Raw genomic sequence first — 23,962 nt, 5'->3', positions numbered from 1 at the left:
CCTTTATTAGAATGAAATTACGCGCACAGACTTTCGCTCGCGACGCTCGCCCCTTCGAGATAGGTCAGCATCCCAAGCATAAGTACCTCCTCAGGCCGGGCGATAACCGGAGAGCGCGGCGTTTTCCACGGCTGCTTGCTGCCATTAATACGGATGCTCCTGAGGAAGCAGTAAGCGGTGAGGACATAAAAGCGATGGCGCATATTCTCGCCCATTATCGGCAGCAGCCCGGAAATACCGCCAATTTCCGGAATTTCGCTGAGAATATTGCCGTAATCCTGTTTCGCCAGAACAAACATGAGAGCGTCAGACATCGGTACCATTTTCACTGCGTCTTCAACCTCGGCTGCCAGCTCATGCCAGAACGAAAAAGCAAAGCGCGAAAAGCCGAAAAGGGGATCGAGGCCACTGACGGAAAAATCAGGATCGATGAAATGAGTCAATGAACGTTCTTCGTCATAAAGCACGTTGCCAAAGTGAAAATTGAAATGAGCCTTTTCTACCGATCGAAATTCTTCACCACGCGCCATCTCGATCGCTTTTTCGATAACCTCTCTGGCGGTAATGCTAAAACGGACGCCATTCAGTAAAACCGGTTTATCAAACAGATCGTGCGCAAATCGCGTAGCTTCCCACTCCTCCTGCAACCTGGCAGGCATATCGCTGACCCGTGCAGGTTGGTTTTCTATCTCCAGTCCAATCGCGGTTTGGATGTTCTCCAGGGCATTCAGAACTATTTTGCGCCGCGCCGCGAGCGTCCTTTGTTCATCAAGCACGATAGCCGATAGCGGAAGTGAGGCTTTCTTTTCCAGAACATAAAACTGACGTCCGGCGGCAACTCCCTCGTGTAACACCGGCACCATCAGTTCCGGATAAAGAGCATGTAACGCGCGGATTTGCTCAACCTCAGCCTTTAGCTTGCTATTAAAATCAGGAGACATGGCGGTTTTCACCACAAAACCAGAATTTAAAAAATCAACGGTATGGGAACGTGTCATTTTTCAATCTCCTGAAAGGTTGCCACCGGTAGACCTTGGGCAATATTGCGCGCAACGGCGCGAACAACTGCGGTATACCCTACCGAATTGTTAACAAAGGACTGGATAATCACTTCGCTCAGATTCTGCTTCGCCAGATATGCGGGTCGAAGAATGAGTAAATGGTTAGCGTCAGAGAGAATTGTCGAACAGCGGCGCTCATAAGCATAAGCGCGTCCCCCAAGAGGCGACCGCGAGGCCATCACTACATGAGGATGCAGCTTGTTCACGCGCTCAATAGCGGCTTCAATTAAACCAGTCGTTAAAGCACCGTTATCTTCGACGATAAAGCGGTTAATCTGATAGCCAGGGGCATGAACTGGCGCGCGAAGCGACACCGTATTCACCAACGGCGCCCACGGCATAACTTTTTTCTGGCTCATGGCAATTTGCGAGAAGCTGGGACGCAGATTGTCGCGAGCATCCTGCATACGGCCTTCAAAGGAGCGAGTGCCAAGTACGCCATTCGGCGTATCTGGATGCACAATATCGGTTTCAACCGACACAATTTGCGAAGCGTTGCCATGGATAGCATTTAGTGCCTCAACCACAACACGTAATGAAGCATGCATCCCATTGGTCTGGCAGGAACCCAGACAGTACATACCAGAACTTACTACCTTACGCTGAATCGTACTGATATCGTCACTCGTCAGATCGCCAAGGCAGCCATAAATACTTTTTAGGCTATCAGCCTCAGCGACACCCAGCACTACATTGGCCAGCTCCTGCATGTTGCGAGCCACAGGACTGTGCTGATCCATATCCTGTTTGCTGGTGGCAATAAAACCGATATCAAAGCGCCCGTTAACGGGTGGGCACACTTTGGCTAAATCGCCAAAGAAGAAATGAATTTCACGACCGTCAATTTGCAGCGTATCGTCATTGATTATCTCGACCCGGGATTGAATGCCAGGTTGCGCCATCGCCAGACGCGCCACAATGCCATCAATCGGACGTAACTCCGGATAGTGTTTATCAGTAGCAGGCGGATTCGTTACTACGGTCTGCACCACGAAACCATCATTCTGCGGATCGTTTTGAATCAACAGATTTGCGCCAATCTCTGCACCACAGCCAACCAGTATTGCCTTTTTCACTTCATTCACCTTTAGCGTTATAAATTTATGTCAATGATTCAGAAATGGATTAATGCCAGGAAAAAAGTTTCAGGAACTCATTAACAGACATAGTCTCAAGCGCCGGGCCAGTGGTCAGGATATCGGCCAGTCTGTCCGCCCGATCGCGTAGCGGGCTGTCTGAAAGATTCAGATGGAATTTGGTTAACAGTGCGTCAAAACACTCCTCACGACGGCGGACGTGACCAAGCGGATATTCAATAAGCTCGGCAATCTCCTCCGTCATTCCACGACATTTAATGTACAGCGCATTCGGGATCGCGCGTTTTTCTGGGTCGTAGTAGCTTTCGGTAAAAGAAGGACGTTCAGTGCAGGTAATTTTGTGGCGTAAGGCTTCCAGTTGCGGATCGCAGGCCAATGGCTCATGGAAATCCCTAATCGTCAGATTTCCAGTTTGTAGCCCTACCGCTACCATATATTGCAGGCAGTGGTCGCGATCGGCTGAGTTATTCAGCATACCTGATTTATCAATAATTTGAATCGCCGGACGCGTCGTTTCTACGCGAACATATTCGATTGATTCAGGTGAATAACCGGCAGCAAGTATTTTTTCACGCAGGTTAATTGCCGCCTCGACCGCGGTCTGAGCATGATATTCAGCAGGATTGGGAACTTTAAACAATATATTATTGATGACGAAGTCTGAGAGATCTCGCGTCAGGTTGAACGACTGACCGCGTAGCACCGCATCATCAAATCCCCAGCGTTTAGCCGTTAACGCCGTCGGATACCCCATCTCATCTGCCTGGGCAAACAGCGCCAATTGCAGTCCGCGAGCTGTGGCATCGCCGGCGGCCCATGATTTACGGGTGCCTGCATTAGGTGCATGTCGGTAAGTTCTGAGCGCATGGCCATCAATTATCACGTTGGAAAGCGCACTCAGCGCCTGATCCTTCGATAATCCCATGATCTGTGCAGCTGCAATCGCCGAAGCAACCTTGACCAGCACGACATGATCAATACCTAGCGCATTAAAACAGTTCGACAGGCACAGTACGCCATGAATTTCATACGCCCTGACCATGGTGTTCAGAACCGCCGCCATACTTACCTCTGGCTGGGCGCTATCGGAGAGGCTCCGCCACGCGGCAGCGGCCAGGATTGCCCCAAGGTTATCGGACGGATGTCCCCACTCTTGCGCCAGCCAGGTATCGTTAAACTCAAGCCAGCGGATCATCGAACCAATTTGAAAAGCCGCTTCGATTGGCCCTAACCGCAATGACGTCCCCATGACCGGGACCCCCTGAGGGTTGCGACTGAATTGCGCGCTGCGCATGAGTCTGGAACAGTCGGCATCTGTAGAGGCGGCTATCGCGCAGCCTATTGAATCCAGCAGACAAAAACGCGCCATCCGGAGCGTCTCATTATTAAAGGCTGTTTGCTCGTAGGCATAATCAACCAGATCGATCATTATTTTATCAAACTCAGCGTGCGCCATGTTTTATCCCATAAACGAAATGAAGGTTTCATCAATACGAGTAATAAAGGCCAGAAAAGCGAGATGACTGAATACAAGAGGATGCGTAACCACTTGATTATAAAATGAATAATTGGCCTTACTGATTAAATCGTAATTGGCGCAGCAATAAAAAACCAGCGAATAAAATCGAGGTATTCATCGAAAAGATTGATACCTTAATGATATTCAACAGAGCATGGCTCATTGCAATGGAGATTCAGGGCATACGAATTGATATACGAATAAGCTTATTGATGTCGAACGTCTTCGCTGTGACGCTCTCTGGCCAGCACTACCAACACTGGCAATTAGAAACATGATGACAAAACAAACGTCACAAATTATAAATACAATTGCAACATTAAACTAACTTTTAGCATGAGGTCTCAAATGAAGCTAAGTGAACTTCTTGCGTTCGTGACGGTGGTGGAGACAGGGAATATAACCCAAGCCGCAGAGCGCCTGAATCGAGTGCAATCAAGCATTTCCCACCGAATACGAAGTCTCGAGGACAACCTGGATGTCACCCTGTTAGACAGGAAAACCGAAGGATGCACTCCCACAGCGCAAGGCCAGATACTTTATGAGTATGCACTCAAAATTCTGAACCTGGCGGACGATTGCAAAAACAACATTTCCTACTCTAAAAGCAGTCAGTTGACGATAAGAGTTGGAATAATTGAATGTTTACCCCCCTATATTATTAGTTCCTTGATTGATTTAGGCCAGGAGCTGGGCTGGAACATCGACATATCAATCGGCAACACAATTAGTTTGCTCAGCGCCTTTGATAAAAACGAATTTGATGCGGTAATTATTGGCGCCGGATTTTCCAATACACAACATGCACGTTCCATATTGCTCTCAAGCGAGTTGGTAATTATCACCGACAAAAATCAACCTCCCATTACTGATATCTCCAGTCTGGATGGCGAAGTCTTTTTGCTCAGTAGTAAAAAATGTGCAACGTCTACGCGCAACTTCAATGTGCTGTTCAATGAAGGCAATATCACGCCAAAACGTGTCGTTGAATGCGGATCTTATCCAGTGCTGTTCTCAAGCATTGCCGCGGGTAAAGGGGTATCGTTGGTGTTGCGCTGTTCTATTAGTAGTGAAGTTAAGAGCAAGATTAAGATTCATCAGCTCTCCGGGCAGTTCAATGACTTCAAAATAGAGTTGGTGTACCGAACAGACTGTGCCTATCTGGATATCGCCAAATTCACCGGTATGATGACCTCTGTGTTCCAGGATCCTCGGCTGCGCGATATCGGTTATTAACTAACTCATATGAACTGCATAAATTATGCTCGCACCACATTATAAAATACACCTACCTATTGAAGACGATCGGTAAAGGTGATTAGCGGGGATATGTTGTCATTCAAGGAAAATCTTGTAGAAAGCTGCGGCTTTCATACTGATTAAGCAGTAAAGCGTGGGAGTGCATCTCATTGACGCATGCCTCCCACCAGAAATGCTGAATATTCAATCTGTCATCATGAGGGTTCGCGCAGGCTGACCAACCTTCTTTCCCGAAACTTTGCCAGAATCGTTTTCATCATCGGTACTTCGAAGTATTTGTATAAAAAAGCGGCGAAAGCAATTGACAGAACCAGAGCAACAGCGATAAGCCCAATCCCTTCAGCTAAATCAAACTTTCTCCCTGCCGTTAAATTCAAAAAATAAAACAGTACTAAGAAATGAACCATATAGAATGCATAAGAGATCTCTCCTAACCAAACCGAGGTTGGCGAATTCAATGCAGTTTTCCTGGTTTTCAAGTCATCGCCGGCAAAAGAGGTAATTAACAAGCAAACAGGAATGATAAATACGACACTCATACTAAATTGGTATGGAATATACATAGAAGCAATATACGTTGCCACCAGTAAGGCAAGTGATACCGTTTTCGACAACATAATTGCCCGGCCATTGATGAGTAGTCGTGCAGCAAACATACCGGCCAGAAACTCAAAAATACGTGCCGGAGGGAAAATATACGAAATCCAGAAATGATGTTGAGAAATAGGGAATGCTCCCATCATTTTATTCGGTTCAGCCCACAGATAGATCGCAACCTGGACTGCTAACGATGCCATTGTGACCAACAACAGAGCAAATAAATCATGCTTTGTCGGGATCGTCTTCATAATCCGGTAAAGGAATGGAAAAGAGAGATAAAACATAGCTTCGATGCATAAAGACCAACTCGGCCGGTTACCAACGAAAAAGTAATGTACATCGTTAAACCAGGTATTCACCAACAGCAGATTGGTCGACCATAATTTATATTGATAAATACTGACTGCACCAATTAAAAATGCAACCAACCATGTCAGGAAATGTGTTGGATAAATTTTAGCAAAACGCCGCAGATAAAAATCACCAACGGTATCCGTATCTTTCGCGGACCATACCATGATAAACCCGCTCAAAATAAAGAAGTATGACACTCCCAGCCAACCAGCTTTACCGACAATAACGGTATAGATATGTTGAATCGTCGGATTGGCGAATGGGGCGAGATCGCTGGGCAGTGATGCATGAAATAAAAAAACTAAAAAAGCAGCCCAAAACCTGCTTCCGGTGATGGAAGGAAGCTTAGGCCGCACTGAAAATGCTCCTGCCGCTATTGATTGCATCCCTGGCGTGATATGTGCTTCACCGTAAAGCTTATCACTACTCATTTCTTTTGTTATTACAGAACTCATTACACTCCTCCACAGATGGTATTTTTATATCACCAAGTTATTCTGAAATAGAAAGATGATTACTGGTATAAAAATTAATAACGGCAAAGCAGTATCGACTCAGATTAATGTCTATTACTCATCGGTAATAATGCAATATCCTGTGTTAAGCTTTTTAATATAACCAAAACCCTGCTGACCAAAATGCATACCGCCAATAAGAACTTGATCGGAGCTGGCCATCTCAAGGATGCGCGCACGCGTCTCCGCTGCCAACTGTGGATCATAATCAAAGGCGATAGTGACATCCGGCTTTAATAGCTGAATATGTGGGAAATGCACAATATCCCCCCAAATCAATAGGCTGTTATGACTCCCGACAATGCTATAGCCGGTATGTCCAGGTGTATGGCCTTTCAAGGGAATAGCATGTATGCCGGCAAGCACTTCACCATCATCAATTAACTGAAGCCGATCTTGATACTGTTTAAAAACGCTGCGCGCCAACAGGAAATTACCTTTAACGCGATCGCTGACCGTCGCAAACTGGTTATCGTCTTGCAGATAATCATATTCATCACGACTGATGAATAGCTCCGCGCGAGGAAATATAGCTTCTCCCTGAGCATTAACCAGGCCACCAATATGATCGGGATGAGCATGAGTGAGTAGAACGGCATCAATATCATCTGGTTGCAAGCCCAGTTTAGCTAAATTCTTAACTAAACCGCCCCCCCAACCTTTAATGCCACCAGCACCGCTATCAATGAGGATATTCTTCCCCTGCTGTTGCACTAAAAAGGTATTGATATGAACTGAATTTGGTTCCTCAGGACAGGATTTTTGCTGAATGGCCCTGCACTCCGTTTCATCTACATTTGCCAGTAGCCCGAAGTCAACCTGCAAGTAGCCATCGCTAACCGCAGTCACTAAGACATCCCCAAGGTCCTTCATTGGCAATTTTTCATTCATATTTTATCCTTTAATTTTTAGCGAAAATATTATTGGCTTGATAAAGGAAACAGCGAATTCTCGCCACAACGCCGATCCTCTCTTTAATTAACAAATCTACCTGATGTAAAAATTCATTCATCACCGGCTCGCTACGAAATATTTCTTGTCTGAGTTTTGCCTCGACATAAACTGGCGTACCATAGCCGATTTCAGCAGTGAGATAAGTAATGTGGATATTATTGTCTTTAGCTTGCAGTATCTCTTTGGCTAAATTTGCCAGGGCAATCGAAAATTCAGCAAAGGCGGCGGAATCCAACCGATATCTTGCTGATGTAGATACAGTAATACTGGGCATTTAGAAACTACTCCTGCAACAGGTATTTTAGCAACGTGGAACTACACGGTATGGGTAGTCACCAGACGCATGCGTTTAATCACATCCGGATTAACCACCGTGCCCAACTCGGCATCACCACGGCGGAGTTTATCCACCCATTCCATTCCTTTGGTAACCTGACCAAAGACGGTATAATTTTGATCTAAATATCGAGCGCGGGTTGAGGTGATAAAAAATTGATGGCAAGCACTGTGCGGATTTCGCGATCTGGCCATGCCAATAGTGCCGCGTTCAAACGGCAAATGATTAATCTCCGCAGCCAGTTTTGGCATTACGCTGGGATCAAACCGTGTATTTTGTAGCGGCTCACCAGTTTGCGCCATAAACCCATCAATAACCCTGGAAAAAGGCATACCATCATAAAATTTAGACTGTACGAGTGTCTTAATCCGCGCCACATGATTAGGGGCAATATCAGAAAATAACTTTATCGTGACGATGCCACTATCCAACTCCATCTCAATAGTATCATCTGCAGAACCTAGCCATTTTAACGCGGCAGGCAACGCGACGGCTCCCGCACATAATCCCAGGCAGCCGCCAATAAATAACCGACGATTCATATCATTTACTCCATTCTGGCGACAGAAATTACCGCCTGTCGCTGCATTTGCTCATTAGCCGCGCTGATTGGCCCCTTATCGCGGCATTGATCTATTAATGTGTTTGCGCTTTCTCAATAAATGTAATGATCTCATCGGTAAGCGCATCCGGTTTTTCTAAATTAGGTAAATGTGAAGCGCCGGGGATAACATGTAATTCGGCATTACGCTTTTTCGCCAGACGTTGCGCGTAGTCTTGCGGAGTCAGCTTATCTTCCGCTCCCCTGACTATAACCGCACTAACGCCATGGATATTCATATTAGTCAAATCAGTATCGGCAATAGCTAAAGAACACCCGGAGAAAGCTTCGACCGTTGTATTGCGCAGCATTTTCCTCAGACCGTCAGCCTCAGGCGAGTCGATAAATTGCGGCGTGACCCAATTACTGATAATTCCTCTCTCAAGGTGCTCAAGACCATGCTGGAAAACATCCTCCGCCCTTGCGCGCCATAGCGAGGGCGGAGCGGCATTCACCAGCGAAGTATCAATAATCACCATTCCCTGTACGCGTTGCGGTAATTTGAAGCCAATCCATTGTGCTATCGTGCCGCCAATTGAAACACCGACGACATAGAACTTATTGATGTTCAGATGATCGACGACAGCAATAACATCATCGGCAAGATCTTCCATTGAAAAAGGCAACGCGTCGACGGCACTGAGTCCATGTCCGCGAATATCCAGGCGAACTACTCGATAACGCTCGGTTAATCGCGGCATTTGCAGATCCCAAAGATGCATATCCGTTCCTAAAGAGTGAAGAAGAATCACTGTCGTCGCATTTTCTGGGCCCTGTACATCGACGTGCTGAGTTAATTTCAGTGGTCGGATAAACATTTAAAATCTCCGTATGCTTATTTTTACTTTTATCATTGACTCCGGATGCCGGTACACAGGCTCAGACGCACGGTTATACCAAAGTAATGTTTATCTGTTTAAGCTATCCCGCAAGCGCACTCATCAGGAAAAACGTGAGGTTATTTCCCGCATTAACATCGGATAAATGTTCTTATCTTGTTAGTACTGCTAGTATTATTAGAGTAATTTAATCCTGTGCTCTAACGGATAATTTCGATATCGCTATCGAATTTCTTGATGTGGTAAAGCCCCCCAATTCCCACCTGCTACGCTTACTACTCCATTCCATAAAAAAGGCTCAACCATGAATATTGATTTATCGGGGAAAGTCGCGCTGGTGACGGCGTCCACGGCCGGTATTGGTTACGCCATTGCGAAGGGGCTGGCGGCCAGCGGCGCGGAAGTGATTATCAACGGCCGCAGCGAACATAGCGTTAATGCGGCGATGGCGCGGCTGCAACAGGAGGTGCCGGGATTCAGGCCCTATCCCGCAGTGGCCGATCTCAGTGACGCCGCCGGGGTGAGTCAACTGCTGCAGGCGGTGAATGAAGTCGATATCCTGGTGAATAACGCCGGTATTTACGGCCCGCAGGATTTTTACGCCACCGATGACGCCACCTGGGAAAACTACTGGCAAACCAACGTGATGTCAGGCGTTCGCCTGTCACGCGCGCTGTTGCCCGCCATGGTGCGTAAAGGCTGGGGACGGGTGGTCTTTATCTCCTCCGAATCGGCACGCAATATTCCCGCCGATATGATCCACTACGGCGTGACCAAAACCGCGCAGCTGTCGCTGGCCCGCGGGCTGGCGAAATACGTCGCCGGCAGCGGCGTCACCGTAAACAGCGTGCTGCCCGGCCCGACCCTCTCAGACGGTTTTGCCGAAATGATGAAAGAGGAAGTCGCCCGCACCGGTAAGCCGCTGGAACAACTGGCGAAAGAGTTTGTTATGGCGCAGCGCCCCGCTTCCGTTATTCAGCGTGCGGCCTCGGTGGACGAGGTGGCCAATATGGTGGTCTATGTCTGTTCGCCGCAGGCTTCTGCCACCTCCGGCGCCGCGCTGCGGGTCGATGGCGGCGTGGTCGATGATATTGTCTGAATTACCCGCTAAGCAGGGTGAGCAAAGCCCCCCTGAGATTGATGACAAACCTCATGCAACCGTTGGACTTACAGATTGCAAGAGACAAATAACAAGGAAAATCAATTTATTGGTTTTCGGCTGATAACCACAAAGAAGGAAAAACCACGCTTTTTCCTTCTTTGTCAGCAGTCTGGGGGGAGCAAAGCTCCCCTTTCTCACCTGCAGTTGCGCTATTTAGCGCTAAATAGCTCAAAAGGTTTAAAACACGCCGCGATGTCGCACAAAGTGAACAGGAAGCAACATTCATGATACTTATCATTGCTGTTTTGAACATAAATAGTGGTGTTAATGTCTGTCATCAGAAGCTTACTTTTCTTTCTCGGCGCGGCGGCGGCTTCCGCCATCGCGGTACTTTGTCTGTGGGTGGATATCCGGGTGTTTGGCAACGATATTCCGGAGATTTCGCTTACCGAGGTGGTGCAGGAGGGCGTGCTGGCGATAATCGTGCTGATTCACTTCCTGCTGGCGAAAAAATATGAGCTCCTGCGCTACTGTAATATCCTCGTTGGCGGCTTCTTCCTGGCGATGCTGATCCGCGAACTGGACGCGCTTTTTGACCTTATTTCTCACGGTAGCTGGGTATGGTTCGCGCTGGCAACGACAATAGCCGCGCTAATCGTTCCACTGCGCCACTCTCGTCAAACGCTGTCGCAACTGGCGCAATACACCCGCACGCCTTACTACGGCATGATGATAAGCGGCCTGCTGGCGATTCTGGTCTTCTCACGGCTGTTCGGAATGCATGGCTTATGGTACGCCGTACTTGATGAGAACTACGCGCGGGTGGTGAAAAACACCGTTGAAGAGGGTAGCGAGTCGTTCGGCTACATGCTTTGCCTGACCGCCTCGATTGGCTACTACTGCTACTTCCGCTATCAGGCGCGACAGAAAAGCTAATCCACTGCGCCGCCAGAATCTGATGCTCTGGCGGCAGCGCGAATCATGAATTACCCCTGAATTTTCCACTTCCGCTTGAGCACATTTTTGTCCTGGCTGTCCAGCCAGTGGTTCACTTTCTCAAGCAGCGCCGGATTATCCTTATTCATCATATAGACCTTATAGCTGGCGGTACCGGGAAACGGCGTCTCATTCGCTACGCAGAACACGCCGGGCTCCTTGCTCTGGTAATACTCCCCTTCAATCAGGTCGGTCACCATCATATCGGCCGTTTTTTGCCGTAACGCCTGCAGATTATCGACATTGTTCTGCACGCGAATGATCTGCGCATGCTTGATGTGCTCATCAACGAAACTTTGGTTAGTGCCGCCGGGGTTCACAATCACCTTCACATTCGGCTGGTCGATTTTTTCAAGGCTGCCGAGCGCTGGCGCGGCGCTGCAGTTAGCGAGGGCGATTTTGCCATTGGCCACCACCGGATGGCTCAGGGAGAAATCTTTCGCCCGTGCCGCCGTCTCCGTTACGCCGCCCATGGCGATATCAAACTTATCGGCTTTTAAATCAGTCGATAACGTTGGCCAACTGGTGATAATAAACGTCACCTTCACCCCCAGCGTTTTACCCAGATCGTGCGCCATATCGACGTCGTAGCCGATAAGTTCGCCAGCGCCGTTATGAAACGCCAACGGCGCGTAGTCCCCCGGTACGCCGACTTTTAACTCGCCGCTTTGTTGAATCGACTGCATATCGCGCGCATGGCCCGCCAGTGCGGCCAGGGATAGCGTCAGGGCAAGCACCGCCTTCACTTTCATTTTATGATCCTTTTTTAATCATCAGTTTTTTGGTTATCACTCTGTCTGTCGCTGACGGCAAGCAAAATTATCTCTCTACCGCTCCGGCCCACAACCACATTGTTAACGATATGTTTTATTTTTGTGATGCACAACCAGGATTCATTGCACCTGATTTGTGCAATGAATAACCAAATCCTACGCTCAGGATCCGCTCACCTCCCAATAGATTAGCGATATTGCTGGAAATACTATTTCCCGCAATAGCTGGCACACATCGTGCTTTGTTAATTGAGTATCAGAATTCTGTTAAATGAGAGCAAACTATCATTAAGGGCAGAGATGAACGATAGCAACGGCTTGTTTCACATTATTGAATCCACTTTCAGCCAGCTCACGCCGAGCGAAAAGCGTATTGGCAGTTGGCTGTTAAGCCATCGGGAGCATATCCCGTTTGAGACCGCCGACAGCATTGCGCAGGCCACCGGCACCAGCGGGATAACCGTAGGCCGCTATCTGCGCAAGCTGGGCTATCGCAATCTCGATGACGTAAAGCACAGCCTGAAAGAGCCCGCATCAACGCCCTATCGCCAGTGGGGAGTGATTGACCGGCTTGACTCCTGGTCACAGCAGCAGACGCAGCCGGATCGCGCCAGCCTGTCGTTGCAGATGGAGCTGGATGCCATTCGCTATGTCTACCAACTGGCGCAGGAACCGACCTTCGCCCGCGTCAGTCAACGCATCGCCGAGGCCGACGCGGTTATCATCATTGGCATTCAGTCGACTCGCGGCATCGCCAACACGTTCTTCAGCCATCTGGAATACCTGCGCCCGCGCGTGACCTACGCCGACGGCAGCTCCGGTAGCTGGCTGGAATCATTGAATTCTGAATACCAGCACCCCTATGTGGTGCTGACCGATACCCGCGCTTACTCCGTCGCCGCGCGCCAGTTTTGCCGGGTCGCCTGCGAACGCGGAGTTGCCACCGCGCTGGTCACCGATATCTGGTGCCCGTGGGCGCGCGACTATCCGGTTGATTTACTACAGGTGAAAACCGATACCGGCCACTTCTGGGATTCGCTGGCGCCGATCGGTTGTCTTTTTAATCTGCTGCTCTCCGCGGTGGTGGAACGGCTGGGGCCGAGCCTCTCCAGCCGCCTTGCCGCGAACCGCGCGCTGCAGCAGGAATTTGGTCAGTTTGAACGTTAAGGAAATTTTCGATGAGCCATCTTTCCCTGGTGGATATCGCCGCGCGTTTTCCCACGCTGCCTGTCGACCTGAAATACGCCACCGCCGATAACATTACCGGCCAACCGATTTATCGCGAAGCCCGCTGCCTGCTGCACCCCGATGCGGCCGTCGCGCTGGAGAAATCCATCGCCATCGCTGCGCTTGCGGGCTATCGCCTGCTGGTGCTTGACGCCTATCGTCCACAGCGCGCCCAGCAGCTGCTGTGGAATGCCTGCCCGAACCAGGATTACGTCGTGCCGGCCGATATCGGTTCCAACCACAGCCGCGGCACCGCCATCGACGTAACGCTACTCGATGACCACAACAACCTACTCGACATGGGTACCGCCTTTGACGAAATGGACGATCGCTCGCATCCCTACCACCCGGCGGTGGCGCAGGAGGCGCAGCGTAATCGCCTGTTGCTGAACGCCATTATGTTCGGCGGCGGCTTTAAAGGCATTACCACGGAATGGTGGCACTTCGAACTACCGGGCGCGGCCGGTTATCCGCTACTCGACGATGTTTTCGCCTGTTTCTCCCCCGCTCAGATTGACGGAGTTTCACCATGAACATGACTCGCCCAGCATCCTTAGGTTTTCGCCCGTTACTGTTAGCCGCCGCGCTCTGCGCCGCCATCCCTTCCGCCTTTGCCGCGGTGCCGAAAGATATGCTGGTGATCGGCAAAGCCGCTGACCCGCAAACGCTCGACCCGGCCGTCACCATCGATAACAATGACTGGACGGTGACCTACCCGGCCTATCAGCGGCTGGTCAAATACAAAACCGATAATGGTAAAGGTTCCACCGATGTCGAAGGGGATCTCGCCGAAAACTGGCAGGCCTCCGACGACGGCAAAACCTGGACCTTCGCCCTGCGCAAAGGCGCGCAGTTTGACGACGGCTCGCCGGTGACGGCAGAGGCGGTCAAACTCTCTTTTGAACGCCTGATGCGTATTAAACAGGGGCCATCGGAGGCGTTTCCCAGCGGGCTGAAGGTAGATGTCGTCGATCCGGCCACCGTTCGTTTCACGCTGCCGGAATCTTTCGCGCCGTTCCTGCATACCCTCGCCAATGACGGCGCCTCCATCATTAACCCGGCGGTGCTGAAAGCCAACGCCGCCGATGACGCCCGCGCCTATCTGGCCGAGCACACCGCGGGCTCCGGCGCGTATAGCCTGCAGCGCTGGCAGAAAGGCCAACAGTTGGTGCTGGTGCCCAACCCGCACTTCAGCGGCAATAAGCCGGCCTTTAAGCGCGTCACGGTGAAAATCATCGGCGAAAGCGCCGCCCGTCGTCTGCAGTTGACTAAAGGCGACCTGGATATCGCCGACGCCCTGCCGGTCGATCAGTTTGCGGCGTTGAAGAAAGAGGACAAGGTGGCGGTCTACGACTACCCGGCACTGCGCGTCACCTACCTGTATCTCAACAACAGCAAAGCGCCGATGAACCAGGCGGATCTGCGCCGCGCGGTGTCGTGGGCAACGGACTATAAAGGCATGGTCGACGGCATTCTCGGCGGTAACGGTAAGCAGATGCGCGGGCCGATCCCCGATGGCATGTGGGGCTACGACGCCAGCGCCATGCAGTATTCATTAGATCTCGACAAAGCCAAAGCGGCGCTGGATAAGGTGGCGGATAAGCCGAAAACGCTGACGTTCCTCTACTCCGATAACGATCCGAACTGGGAGCCGATTGCGCTCTCCACCCAGGCCAATCTGCAGGCGCTGGGTATCCAGGTCAAGCTGGAGAAACTGGCCAACGCCACCATGCGCGAGCGCGTGGGTAAAGGTGATTACGACATCGCTATCGGTAACTGGAGCCCGGACTTCGCCGACCCCTATATGTTTATGAACTACTGGTTCGAGTCGGACAAAAAAGGGCTGCCGGGAAACCGTGCGTTCTACGACAACCCGCAGGTTGATGCGTTGTTGAAACAGGCGGTCGCCACCACCGATCAGGCGGCGCGAACCAAAGATTATCAGCAGGCGCAAAAGACCGTCATTGATGACGCCGCCTACGTCTATCTGTTCCAGAAAAACTATCAGGTCGCCATGAACAAAGAGGTGAAAGGCTTCGTTTTCAACCCGATGCTTGAGCAGATTTACAATATCGCCGACATGCACAAGTAGCGGGCCGTCTCTCCATCTTGTCTGGTCGGGCCGTCACAGGCCCGGCCGAGGAGCGTCATCATGAGTTTCTGGGGTTTAATACGACAGCGCTGTTGGGGGCTGATATTAGTCGTCGCCGGCGTCTGCGTGATTACGTTTATTATTTCGCACCTGATTCCCGGCGACCCGGCGCGACTGCTGGCGGGCGATCGCGCCAGCGATGAAATCGTCCGCCATATTCGCCAGCAGCTGGGGCTGGATTTACCGCTCTGGCAGCAATTTGCCCGCTACGTTGACGCCCTGCTCCACGGCGATCTCGGCACCTCGATTCGCACCGGCCGCCCGGTACTGGAAGATTTAAAAACCTTCTTCCCGGCGACGCTGGAGCTGGCCTTTTGCGCGCTGCTGATTGCCCTGCTGGTCGGCATCCCGCTCGGCGTGCTGTCGGCGGTATACCGCAATCGCTGGACCGATCACCTGGTGCGCCTGATGGCGCTGACCGGCATCTCGACTCCGGCATTCTGGCTCGGTCTCGGAGTAATCGTCTTGTTTTACGGCAAGCTCGACTGGCTGCCCGGCAGCGGCAGGCTCGATGACTGGTTCGATCCGCCCACCCGCGTCAGCGGTTTTTATCTGCTGGATTCACTGCTGGAAGGCAATGTCGAGGTCTTCTTCAATGCCCTGCAGCACCTCATTTTACCGGCGGCCACCCTTGCCTTCGTTCATCTTGGCATCGTCGCCCGGCAGATCCGCTCGGCGATGCTCGAGCAGCTCAATGAGGACTACATTCGTACCGCGCTGGCCAGCGGCCTGCCGAAATTCACCATTGTGGTGCGCTATGCGCTACCCAACGCGCTGATCCCCTCTATCACCGTGCTCGGGCTGGCGCTGGGCGATCTGCTGTACGGCGCGGTGCTCACGGAGACGGTGTTCGCCTGGCCGGGGATGGGCGCCTACGTGGTGTCTTCGATTCAGGCGCTCGATTTCCCCGCCGTGATGGGCTTCGCCATCGTGGTCTCCTTTGCTTACGTACTGGTCAACCTGGTAGTCGACCTGCTCTATTTATGGATCGACCCGCGCATGGGTCGGGGAGAAAGCTAAGTGATGATGACTCAGGAACAACCGCTTCCACGGCCAAAGGCTGAAAAAAGCGGCCACTGGAAGCGTCGTTGGTGGTTGATCCGCCAGAGCCCGCTAACGCTGATTGGCGCGGCGATCATGCTGGTTATGCTGTTTTTAATGATCTTCTCGCCGTGGCTGACGCCGCACGATCCTAACGCCATTAATCTTGCCGCGCGTCTGCAGGCGCCGTCGTTCGCTCACTGGTTTGGTACCGACGAGGTCGGCCGCGATCTGTTCAGCCGCGTGCTGATCGGCAGCCAGCAGTCGGTGGCCGCCGGGCTGGCGGTGGTATTGATCGCCGGGATCAGCGGTTCGCTGCTGGGCTGCCTATCCGGGGTATTGGGCGGGCGCAGCGACGCGCTAATTATGCGCTTGATGGACATTATGCTGTCGATTCCGTCGCTGGTGCTGACCATGGCGCTGGCGGCGGCGTTAGGCCCGAGCCTGTTCAACGCGATGCTGGCGATCGCCATCGTGCGTATTCCATTTTACGTGCGACTGGCCCGCGGCCAGACGCTGGTCGTGCGTCAGCATACTTTCGTCGAGGCCTCGGTGACGTTTGGCGCCTCGCGCTGGCATCTGATCAGCTGGCATATTCTGCGTAACGCCCTGCCGCCGCTGGTGGTGCAGGCCTCGCTGGATATCGGCAGCGCGATCCTGATGGCCGCCACGCTCGGTTTTATTGGCCTCGGCGCCCAGCAGCCTACCGCGGAATGGGGCGCGATGGTCGCTAACGGTCGCAACTACGTGCTCGATCAGTGGTGGTACTGCGCCTTCCCCGGGGCGGCGATCCTGATCACCGCCGTCGGCTTTAACCTGTTTGGCGATGGCATCCAGGATCTGCTGGATCCCAAGGCCGGAGGACGCAACTAATGGAAAATAGGGTCTTAACTATCGATAACGTTCGCCTGAGTTTCCCGGTCTATCAGGGCCAGGTCAACGTGCTGAATAATATCTCGCTGCACATCGATCGCGGCGAAATCGTCGGCGTGGTGGGCGAGTCGGGTTCCGGTAAATCGGTGACCGCGATGCTGGCGATGCGTCTGCTCTCCGCCGGCAGCTATCATATTCATAGCGGCGCTATCACCCTGATGGGCCACGATATGCTCACCCTGACGGAAAAAACGCTACGCGATATTCGCGGCAGCAAGGTCGCGATGATTTTTCAGGAGCCGATGACCGCGCTTAACCCCACCCGACGCATCGGTAAGCAGATGGTAGACGTCATCCGCCAGCACCGTCCCATGTCGCTGCGTGAGGCGCGCGCCCGCGCCGTCGAGCTGCTGGCGGATATGCAAATCGCCGACCCGCAAAGCGTGCTCAAGCGCTATCCTTTCGAACTCTCCGGCGGCATGCGCCAGCGGGTGATGATCGCTATCGCCTTTTCTTGCGAGCCCGACCTGCTGATTGCCGACGAACCGACCACCGCGCTGGACGTCACCGTGCAGCGTCAGGTGTTGCGCCTGCTGAAGCAAAAGGCCCAGGCGACCGGCACGGCGGTGCTGTTTATCAGCCACGATATGGCGGTGGTTTCTCAGGTGTGCGATCGGCTGTACGTCATGTACGCCGGCGCGGTCATTGAAAGCGGCAAAACCGCAGAGGTGCTGCAACATCCCCAGCATCCCTACTCTATCGGTCTGTTAAACAGCGCCCCCGATAATGGCGAACCGCGCGCGCCGCTACGTTCTATCCCCGGCACCGTGCCGAATCTGGCGCGTCTTCCCGCCGGCTGCGCCTTCCGCGAACGCTGCTTCGCCGCGGGTGAAGCCTGCGGTATTACCCCTACGCTGCAGGCTCATGATAACGCCGCCGACAGACAGGCTGCCTGCTGGTATCCGCAACGGGAGAATGCCCATGTCTGAGACGCTATTAACCCTCAATGATGTGCACCTGACGTTCGCCGCGCAGAAAAACTGGCGCGGGAAAGTCATCGAACGCGTCTATGCGCTAAATGGGCTGGATATGACGGCCAGACGCGGCGAAACCTTAGGGATCGTGGGCGAATCCGGCTGTGGGAAAAGCACCCTGGCGAAGCTGCTGATGGGCATGCTAAAGCCCTCTTCCGGCCACTTCACCCGCGCGCCGGCGCGCGGCGAAAACCAGAGTGGACGCATGCAGATGGTGTTTCAGGATCCGCTCTCGTCGCTGGATCCGCGGCTACCGGTCTGGCGCACCATCACCGAACCGGTGTGGATCCAGTCGCGCATGCCTGAAAAGGCGCGTCGCGATCTCGCCGAGCAGCTGGCGCTACAGGTGGGGATCCGTAGCGAATATCTCGATCGGCTGCCGCACGCTTTTTCCGGCGGCCAGCGCCAGCGTATCGCCATCGCCCGCGCGCTCTCGTCGCAGCCGGAGATTATCGTGCTCGATGAGCCGACTTCGGCGCTGGACATCTCGGTGCAGGCGCAGATCCTTAATCTGCTGGTCGAACTGCAGCAGCGGCAGAATCTCACCTACGTGCTGATTTCGCACAACGTCTCGGTGATACGTCATATGAGCGATCGGGTGGCGGTGATGTATCTCGGGCAAATCGTTGAAATGGGCGAGGCGCGGCAGGTGCTGGATAATCCTGCGCATCCTTATACCCGGCTTTTGATGGAGTCGGTACCGCGCATCGGCTCACCGTTAGGCGAAGGCGTGCGCAATACCGAACTACCGGGCAACCGCCGGCTGCCGACGGGCTGCTACTTTCGGGAACGCTGTCCTCACGCCAGCCAGGGCTGCGAACGGCCTCAGCCGCTGGAGGCGCAAGCGAATGGCGCGCAGGTCCGCTGCTGGAAAGCGCAAACAATAAGATGAGACCGGGCGCCGCCCGGTGCTACTGTTATCGGTTTGCAACGGTTTTGTGTACGGAAAACATGTGCTTTGTGTTAATTCAGAGCACATTGCGCTCCCGATATTTCTTCTGCGTTATGGCTCTCATGGTGCAGGGAGCGCACAGAGGGCGGCCAGTCGCCGCCGCCCTCTGTACTCCCGGGCTCTGGCCGCCAAAATCGCCACTTCGTGGTACCTTCGACTTATCCCTGCAGGCTCCGGGTCGGGCCGAGGCTGCGTCCCTGCAAGTCACGGCCCTCAGCCCGCATCCATGCGGGCTGCCCCGGCCTTCCGGGAACGTCTCAGCGATTTTGAGGCCACCAACACCGGCAGTTTCAGCCAGCATGGTGAATAAATTAAAGGCAGGCCGCACAGACCGTAGGCCGGATAAGGCGAAGCCGCCATCCGGCGCAAAAGCGGCGCCTTATCCGCGGATATTGCCCGGCGGCGCTGCGCTTGCGCGGGCCTACAGATCCAGTGCAATGAGTGGCCCAGTGCCATAGGTAGCCCGGGGAAGGAGCTTACGCCGCCCCCGGGTCAGCCGTTATAAATGAATCAGAACAGCCCCAACGGCGCAGTGCCGTAGCTCACCAGCAGGTTTTTGGTCTGTTGATAGGCTTCCAGCGCCATCTTGTGGGTTTCTCGCCCGACGCCGGACTGCTTATAGCCGCCAAACGCGGCATGCGCCGGATAAACGTGATAGCAGTTGGTCCACACTCGACCGGCCTTGATGCCACGCCCCATGCGGTACGCCAGGTTGGTATCCCGCGTCCATACCCCGGCCCCTAAACCAAACTGCGTCTGGTTAGCAATCGCCAGCGCCTCAGCCTCGTCCTTAAAGGTGGTCACGCCGATGACCGGGCCAAAGATCTCCTCCTGGAAGCTGCGCATCTCGTTGTGCCCTTTAATCAGCGTCGGCTGAATATAGAAGCCGCTATCCAGCTCGGCGGTAATGCTCGCGCGATCGCCGCCGGTGAGGATCTGCCCGCCTTCATCACGAGCAATCTTGATATACGACAGGATCTTATCGAACTGCTGGCGTGATGCCTGAGCGCCGATCATCGTTTCGGTATCAAACGGATCGCCGCGACGGATCTGCATCACTTTCGCCATTACCCGCTCCATAAACGGCTCGTAGATCGATTCGTGGATCAACGCGCGCGATGGACAGGTACAAACTTCCCCCTGATTGAAGAAGCCCAGTACCAGCCCTTCCACCGCCTTCTCGATAAACTCCTCCTCACCATCCATTACGTCGGCGAAATAGATATTCGGCGATTTGCCGCCCAGCTCAACGGTACAGGGAATAATATTCTCCGCCGCGCAGGCCATAATATGACGGCCCACCGGCGTCGAACCGGTAAAGGCAATTTTGGCGATCCGCTTGCTGGTGGCTAGCGCTTCGCCGGCCTCTTTGCCAAAGCCCTGTACCACGTTCAAGACCCCAGCCGGGAACAGATCGCCGATGATTTCCATCAGCAAAGTAATACTTAGCGGCGTCTGCTCCGCCGGTTTTAAGACCACGCAGTTACCTGCCGCCAGCGCGGGCGCCAGTTTCCATGCCGCCATCAGCAGCGGGAAGTTCCACGGAATAATTTGCCCGACCACGCCCAACGGTTCGTGGAAATGATAAGCCACGGTGGTGTCATCAATTTCGGCGGTACTGCCTTCCTGCGCGCGTAGACAACCGGCGAAATAGCGGAAATGATCGACCGCCAGCGGCAGGTCGGCGTTCAGGGTTTCGCGGATCGGTTTGCCGTTATCCCAGCTCTCCGCAACCGCCAGATACTCCAGATTCTCCTGAATGCGGTCGGCAACCTGCAGCAGAAGATGGGAACGCTGCTGTACCGAGGTTCGCCCCCAGGCGTCCGCCGCCCGGTGTGCCGCATCAAGGGCAAAATCAATATCTTTGGCGTCGGAGCGGGGAAACTGCGCAATGTTGCTCCCATCGACGGGAGAAGTATTCATGAAATATTCGCCGCTTAACGGCTCGACGAATTTACCATCTATGAAGTTGCCGTAGGCCGATTTGAATGAAACCAAAGCGCCCGGTTTGCCAGGATGAACATAACGCATAGCAATCTCCTTCTGTAGGGTTAAGGCGCAGCGGCGTGGTGTTTTTTGCTATTGTCCGCTGCACGCTTTCTCCTGTAGCAGGGGTTATGCCAACTTTATGCACTCCTAATAAACTTAATAATTTTCAAATAATTAAATATATCCCCTTGCCAATTCGCGTCCTCTTTGTCGCACAGGATCCCGCTTCTGTGTTGCGAATCGCAACACCAATAAAACCAAATAGCTACAATATTGCAACACAACCCAGCCGACCACGAGGTGCGCCGTGCAAGGAAATCCGTTCACTATCACCCCCGAGGCGCAGTCCAGCGCGCTGCTGAGCGACTCCTGGCAACGCAGCCAGCGCTACGGCCTGCAGCCAACGAGCGACGAGTTTCCGCGCCTGCGCGGCGGCGAACTGGCCGACGTGCTGGAAAGCAACCGCAGCCTACAGCGGCTGGCGCAACCGGTGGCGACGCCGCTGGCGCAACGTGCCGCCGGGCTGCAATCGGTAGTGATTCTTTCCGATGCCAGCGGGCTGGTGCTCCAAACCTTCGGCAATAGCGCGGCAATGAAAAAAGCGCAAAGCTTCGCGCTGGAGCCTGGCAATATCTGGAGCGAAAGCGGTCGCGGCACCAACGCTATCGGTACCGCGCTGGCGATTGACGACAGCTGCGAAGTCGAAGGCCGTCAACACTATTTAACCCGTAATCAGGATTTGTACTGCGCGGCGGTACCCCTACAAAGCCCCGATGGCCAGATTGCCGGGGCGCTGGATATTTCCGGCCCGGCGCATATCCCGCATCCCCACTCTCTGGCGTGGATTAAAGAGGCCGCCAAACAGATTGAATATCTGTGGGTGAAACAGAGCCTGCATCCGCAGCAGTGGTTAATGAGCCTGCACTCGCGGGTGCAGAAGCTCGATAGCGCCGAAGAACTGCTGCTGGTCTTCTCCGATAACCTGCTGACCGCGGCCAATCGGCTGGCCATCCGCGAACTGGGCCTGCAGGCTGGACAGATAGGGCAAATGACCTTCCAGCAGTTGTTCCCCCGCCTGACGCAAACGGCGGTTAGCGTGCCGCTGCCGATGACCTTCCAGCAACGTGGCTACTACTACCGTCTGCGCGCGCCAACCCGCGCCAGCGTCGCCGTCCCCGCGCAACCAGCGCTCAACCTGCCGTTTTGCGCGTCCGGCGAAGGCGAGAAAATGGTCCGCTTACTCAACGCCGGTATCGCATTGTGTATCGAAGGGGAAACCGGCTGCGGTAAAGAGTTCCTCAGCCGTGAGCTGCATGCGCATAGCCGCTGGCGCAGCGGTAAATTCGTCGCCATCAACTGCGCGGCCATCCCCGAATCGCTGATTGAATCGGAGCTTTTCGGTTATCAGGCGGGGGCCTTTACCGGCGCGAATAAAAACGGCTATATCGGCAAAATTCGCGAAGCCGATGGCGGAGTGCTGTTCCTCGATGAAATCGGCGATATGCCGCTGGCTCTGCAAACCCGACTGCTGCGGGTATTGCAGGAAAAAGAGGTCATGCCGCTGGGCGGGAATCGCAGCGCGCCGGTGAACTTCGCCTTAATTTGCGCCACCCACCGTCATCTCGCGCAGCGCGTCGCCGAAGGCGCGTTTCGCGAGGACCTGCTCTACCGCCTGCGCGAATACGCTTTTACCATCCCGCCGCTACGCCAATGGCCTGAACTCAAACATTTTATTCCTGCGCTGTGGCGCTCGCTTGGCGCGGCAGAACGCCATATCACGCTCTCCGATGCGCTGATTCATCAACTGACATTATGTCGTTGGCCGGGTAACGTGCGTCAGTTGCAAAGCCTGCTCAAAGTCCTGTTGGCGCTGGCGGACGATGGCGAATGCCTGGGCGTCGCGGCGCTGCCCGAGGAGTATCAAAGCGCGCAGCAAACCAGCGCTCCAGGCGGGCTTCAACAACATGATGCAAAGCTGATTGCCGATACGCTGGCCCGCTTTAACGGCAATGTGAGTAAAGCGGCGCAGGCGTTAGGCGTCGCGCGCAGCACGCTGTATCGACGGGCCGCGCGCGTACAAAGGAAGTGACTACGGCGTAAAGCGCGCCGGCAGCCAGGAAAAGAGACGGCGACTCAGCGCTTCGCACAGCGCCACCAGCGTCTGCCCCAGCCGTTGCCAGATCACTTTTGCCACGCAGAGGCCCAGTGCTGAAATCAGCGCCGCGCCCAGCATATCCAGCGGGAAATGGACGCCGAGAAAAATACGCGCCCACGCTACCGGTAGCGCCGCCGCCAGCACCAGCAGCCCCATGCCGCGCAGGCGTAATGACAGCAGCGCGAAGGCGGCGCTGAACATTACGGTGCCGTGATCGCTTGGGAAAGAGTTATCCGCCGGGTGGCTTATCCAGGTATGGCCCAGCGGCATCATAAACGGCCGCGGATGGAACCACAGCGTTCCACAGGCAAACCCCAGCCCTAACGCTATCAAAATCGTCATGGCGCAAAACAGCGCCTGTCGATGCCCCTGCCGACCGCCAAGGAACCATAATCCCAGCAATATCGCCGGGACTAAAAGGATAATCCAGCTGGCGGAGAATCGCGCCAGCAGCAATAGGCTGTCCGGCGTACCAGGCCCGGCATTCAGCGCGAGGAAGGCGCTCTGGTTAAACGTTTCTAACAGGTTCAT

Annotated in this window: 22 protein-coding genes; 11 read left to right on the top strand and 11 right to left on the bottom strand. The window is 53.7% G+C overall.

Translation table 11 applies throughout. The features are described from left to right. Positions 1 to 17 precede the first annotated feature (17 nt). The 3 genes from ABLV66_RS05955 to ABLV66_RS05945 are packed head-to-tail and all read right to left on the bottom strand — an operon-like array spanning position 18 to position 3,587. Complete coding sequence (locus ABLV66_RS05955; protein ID WP_047044398.1) at positions 18 to 998, bottom strand: aminoglycoside phosphotransferase family protein; 981 nt, start codon at positions 996 to 998, stop codon at positions 18 to 20. After that, positions 995 to 2,137 carry a hypothetical protein gene (locus tag ABLV66_RS05950; protein ID WP_045395149.1) on the bottom strand — a complete coding sequence of 381 codons (1,143 nt, stop codon included), beginning with the start codon at positions 2,135 to 2,137 and terminating at the stop codon, positions 995 to 997. Before ABLV66_RS05950 ends, ABLV66_RS05955 begins: the two co-directional genes overlap by 4 nt. Positions 2,138 to 2,186: 49 nt before the next feature. After that, positions 2,187 to 3,587, bottom strand: a complete 1,401-nt coding sequence (locus ABLV66_RS05945) for a bifunctional 2-methylcitrate dehydratase/aconitate hydratase (RefSeq protein ID WP_512173903.1) — start codon at positions 3,585 to 3,587, stop codon at positions 2,187 to 2,189. Between the two features lie 438 nt (positions 3,588 to 4,025). Between ABLV66_RS05945 and ABLV66_RS05940 the strand changes: the two genes are divergently transcribed. Further along, the gene (locus ABLV66_RS05940) at positions 4,026 to 4,913 is read left to right on the top strand and encodes a LysR family transcriptional regulator (RefSeq protein WP_045395153.1); all 888 of its coding nucleotides are present in this window, start codon (positions 4,026 to 4,028) and stop codon (positions 4,911 to 4,913) included. Positions 4,914 to 5,131: 218 nt separating this feature from the next. Here ABLV66_RS05940 and ABLV66_RS05935 read toward each other — a convergent pair whose 3' ends face one another. The 5 genes from ABLV66_RS05935 to ABLV66_RS05915 all read right to left on the bottom strand — a co-directional run bounded on the left by ABLV66_RS05935 (position 5,132) and on the right by ABLV66_RS05915 (position 9,116). After that, positions 5,132 to 6,346 carry an acyltransferase family protein gene (locus ABLV66_RS05935; RefSeq protein WP_047078457.1) on the bottom strand — a complete coding sequence of 405 codons (1,215 nt, stop codon included), beginning with the start codon at positions 6,344 to 6,346 and terminating at the stop codon, positions 5,132 to 5,134. A 114-nt stretch (positions 6,347 to 6,460) separates the two neighbouring features. Then, positions 6,461 to 7,297, bottom strand: coding sequence for an MBL fold metallo-hydrolase (locus tag ABLV66_RS05930; RefSeq protein WP_348876828.1), 837 nt, complete (start codon positions 7,295 to 7,297; stop codon positions 6,461 to 6,463). A 10-nt stretch (positions 7,298 to 7,307) separates the two neighbouring features. Then, positions 7,308 to 7,634 (bottom strand): hypothetical protein, encoded by a 327-nt coding sequence (locus ABLV66_RS05925; protein WP_045395158.1) that lies wholly within the window; start codon positions 7,632 to 7,634, stop codon positions 7,308 to 7,310. A gap of 41 nt (positions 7,635 to 7,675) precedes the next feature. Beyond that, positions 7,676 to 8,239, bottom strand: coding sequence for a peptidylprolyl isomerase (locus tag ABLV66_RS05920; RefSeq protein ID WP_047044385.1), 564 nt, complete (start codon positions 8,237 to 8,239; stop codon positions 7,676 to 7,678). Between the two features lie 94 nt (positions 8,240 to 8,333). Next, a complete protein-coding gene (locus ABLV66_RS05915; protein ID WP_047078455.1) occupies positions 8,334 to 9,116 on the bottom strand; it encodes an alpha/beta fold hydrolase in 783 nt (260 codons plus the stop codon). 325 nt (positions 9,117 to 9,441) lie between these two features. Here ABLV66_RS05915 and ABLV66_RS05910 point away from each other — a divergent pair, with 325 nt between their 5' ends. Together ABLV66_RS05910 and ABLV66_RS05905 are read left to right on the top strand one after the other, a co-directional pair. After that, positions 9,442 to 10,236 carry an SDR family NAD(P)-dependent oxidoreductase gene (locus ABLV66_RS05910; RefSeq protein ID WP_045395163.1) on the top strand — a complete coding sequence of 265 codons (795 nt, stop codon included), beginning with the start codon at positions 9,442 to 9,444 and terminating at the stop codon, positions 10,234 to 10,236. 330 nt (positions 10,237 to 10,566) lie between these two features. Next, positions 10,567 to 11,175, top strand: a complete 609-nt coding sequence (locus tag ABLV66_RS05905; protein ID WP_047078453.1) for a hypothetical protein — start codon at positions 10,567 to 10,569, stop codon at positions 11,173 to 11,175. 50 nt (positions 11,176 to 11,225) lie between these two features. Here the strand turns inward: ABLV66_RS05905 and ABLV66_RS05900 are convergent, their stop codons facing one another. After that, on the bottom strand, positions 11,226 to 11,987 hold the full coding sequence (locus tag ABLV66_RS05900; RefSeq protein WP_047044377.1) for a transporter substrate-binding domain-containing protein: 762 nt from the start codon (positions 11,985 to 11,987) through the stop codon (positions 11,226 to 11,228). Positions 11,988 to 12,308: 321 nt separating this feature from the next. Between ABLV66_RS05900 and ABLV66_RS05895 the strand changes: the two genes are divergently transcribed. The 7 genes from ABLV66_RS05895 to ABLV66_RS05865 are packed head-to-tail and all read left to right on the top strand — an operon-like array spanning position 12,309 to position 19,227. After that, the gene (locus ABLV66_RS05895; RefSeq protein WP_316423527.1) at positions 12,309 to 13,175 is read left to right on the top strand and encodes a MurR/RpiR family transcriptional regulator; all 867 of its coding nucleotides are present in this window, start codon (positions 12,309 to 12,311) and stop codon (positions 13,173 to 13,175) included. 11 nt (positions 13,176 to 13,186) lie between these two features. Beyond that, positions 13,187 to 13,768 (top strand): D-alanyl-D-alanine dipeptidase, encoded by a 582-nt coding sequence (gene ddpX / locus ABLV66_RS05890; RefSeq protein ID WP_045378241.1) that lies wholly within the window; start codon positions 13,187 to 13,189, stop codon positions 13,766 to 13,768. Continuing rightward, positions 13,765 to 15,327 carry an ABC transporter substrate-binding protein gene (locus tag ABLV66_RS05885; RefSeq protein WP_047078451.1) on the top strand — a complete coding sequence of 521 codons (1,563 nt, stop codon included), beginning with the start codon at positions 13,765 to 13,767 and terminating at the stop codon, positions 15,325 to 15,327. Before ddpX ends, ABLV66_RS05885 begins: the two co-directional genes overlap by 4 nt. A gap of 60 nt (positions 15,328 to 15,387) precedes the next feature. Next, positions 15,388 to 16,407, top strand: coding sequence for an ABC transporter permease (locus ABLV66_RS05880; protein ID WP_047044374.1), 1,020 nt, complete (start codon positions 15,388 to 15,390; stop codon positions 16,405 to 16,407). Then, the gene (gene ddpC / locus ABLV66_RS05875; RefSeq protein WP_047044371.1) at positions 16,408 to 17,301 is read left to right on the top strand and encodes a D,D-dipeptide ABC transporter permease; all 894 of its coding nucleotides are present in this window, start codon (positions 16,408 to 16,410) and stop codon (positions 17,299 to 17,301) included. Then, complete coding sequence (locus ABLV66_RS05870) at positions 17,301 to 18,290, top strand: ABC transporter ATP-binding protein (RefSeq protein WP_047044369.1); 990 nt, start codon at positions 17,301 to 17,303, stop codon at positions 18,288 to 18,290. Before ddpC ends, ABLV66_RS05870 begins: the two co-directional genes overlap by 1 nt. Next, positions 18,283 to 19,227: an oligopeptide/dipeptide ABC transporter ATP-binding protein gene (locus ABLV66_RS05865; RefSeq protein ID WP_289578170.1), complete on the top strand. Its 945-nt coding sequence runs from the start codon at positions 18,283 to 18,285 to the stop codon at positions 19,225 to 19,227. Before ABLV66_RS05870 ends, ABLV66_RS05865 begins: the two co-directional genes overlap by 8 nt. A 570-nt stretch (positions 19,228 to 19,797) precedes the next feature. Here the strand turns inward: ABLV66_RS05865 and exaC are convergent. Next, the gene (gene exaC / locus ABLV66_RS05860; protein WP_045395180.1) at positions 19,798 to 21,318 is read right to left on the bottom strand and encodes an acetaldehyde dehydrogenase ExaC; all 1,521 of its coding nucleotides are present in this window, start codon (positions 21,316 to 21,318) and stop codon (positions 19,798 to 19,800) included. Positions 21,319 to 21,583: 265 nt separating this feature from the next. On the opposite strand from exaC, the gene ABLV66_RS05855 reads away from it, so the two are divergent. After that, a complete protein-coding gene (locus tag ABLV66_RS05855; protein WP_063447419.1) occupies positions 21,584 to 23,365 on the top strand; it encodes a sigma-54-dependent Fis family transcriptional regulator in 1,782 nt (593 codons plus the stop codon). On the opposite strand, the gene ABLV66_RS05850 is transcribed toward ABLV66_RS05855, so the two are convergent. Continuing rightward, entirely contained in the window at positions 23,366 to 23,962 is a 597-nt protein-coding gene (locus ABLV66_RS05850) for an undecaprenyl-diphosphatase (RefSeq protein ID WP_262831157.1), read from the bottom strand.

Origin of the sequence: Klebsiella sp. CN_Kp073 (assembly GCF_040065495.2) — a bacterium.
GTDB lineage: Bacteria > Pseudomonadota > Gammaproteobacteria > Enterobacterales > Enterobacteriaceae > Klebsiella > Klebsiella aerogenes.
This window is presented reverse-complemented; position numbering and strand designations above follow the sequence as displayed.

Coding starts and splice junctions, on each gene's coding strand:
- ABLV66_RS05850 (WP_262831157.1), bottom strand. CDS start 23,962: ATGAACCTGTTAGAAACGTTTAACCAGAGCGCCTTCCTCGCGCTGAAT.
- ABLV66_RS05955 (WP_047044398.1), bottom strand. CDS start 998: ATGACACGTTCCCATACCGTTGATTTTTTAAATTCTGGTTTTGTGGTG.
- ABLV66_RS05895 (WP_316423527.1), top strand. CDS start 12,309: ATGAACGATAGCAACGGCTTGTTTCACATTATTGAATCCACTTTCAGC.
- ABLV66_RS05865 (WP_289578170.1), top strand. CDS start 18,283: ATGTCTGAGACGCTATTAACCCTCAATGATGTGCACCTGACGTTCGCC.
- ABLV66_RS05880 (WP_047044374.1), top strand. CDS start 15,388: ATGAGTTTCTGGGGTTTAATACGACAGCGCTGTTGGGGGCTGATATTA.
- ABLV66_RS05945 (WP_512173903.1), bottom strand. CDS start 3,587: ATGATCGATCTGGTTGATTATGCCTACGAGCAAACAGCCTTTAATAAT.
- ABLV66_RS05910 (WP_045395163.1), top strand. CDS start 9,442: ATGAATATTGATTTATCGGGGAAAGTCGCGCTGGTGACGGCGTCCACG.
- ABLV66_RS05885 (WP_047078451.1), top strand. CDS start 13,765: ATGAACATGACTCGCCCAGCATCCTTAGGTTTTCGCCCGTTACTGTTA.
- ddpX (WP_045378241.1), top strand. CDS start 13,187: ATGAGCCATCTTTCCCTGGTGGATATCGCCGCGCGTTTTCCCACGCTG.
- ABLV66_RS05920 (WP_047044385.1), bottom strand. CDS start 8,239: ATGAATCGTCGGTTATTTATTGGCGGCTGCCTGGGATTATGTGCGGGA.
- ABLV66_RS05935 (WP_047078457.1), bottom strand. CDS start 6,346: ATGAGTTCTGTAATAACAAAAGAAATGAGTAGTGATAAGCTTTACGGT.
- ABLV66_RS05900 (WP_047044377.1), bottom strand. CDS start 11,987: ATGAAAGTGAAGGCGGTGCTTGCCCTGACGCTATCCCTGGCCGCACTG.
- ABLV66_RS05930 (WP_348876828.1), bottom strand. CDS start 7,297: ATGAATGAAAAATTGCCAATGAAGGACCTTGGGGATGTCTTAGTGACT.
- ABLV66_RS05915 (WP_047078455.1), bottom strand. CDS start 9,116: ATGTTTATCCGACCACTGAAATTAACTCAGCACGTCGATGTACAGGGC.
- ABLV66_RS05870 (WP_047044369.1), top strand. CDS start 17,301: ATGGAAAATAGGGTCTTAACTATCGATAACGTTCGCCTGAGTTTCCCG.
- exaC (WP_045395180.1), bottom strand. CDS start 21,318: ATGCGTTATGTTCATCCTGGCAAACCGGGCGCTTTGGTTTCATTCAAA.
- ABLV66_RS05925 (WP_045395158.1), bottom strand. CDS start 7,634: ATGCCCAGTATTACTGTATCTACATCAGCAAGATATCGGTTGGATTCC.
- ABLV66_RS05940 (WP_045395153.1), top strand. CDS start 4,026: ATGAAGCTAAGTGAACTTCTTGCGTTCGTGACGGTGGTGGAGACAGGG.
- ABLV66_RS05905 (WP_047078453.1), top strand. CDS start 10,567: ATGTCTGTCATCAGAAGCTTACTTTTCTTTCTCGGCGCGGCGGCGGCT.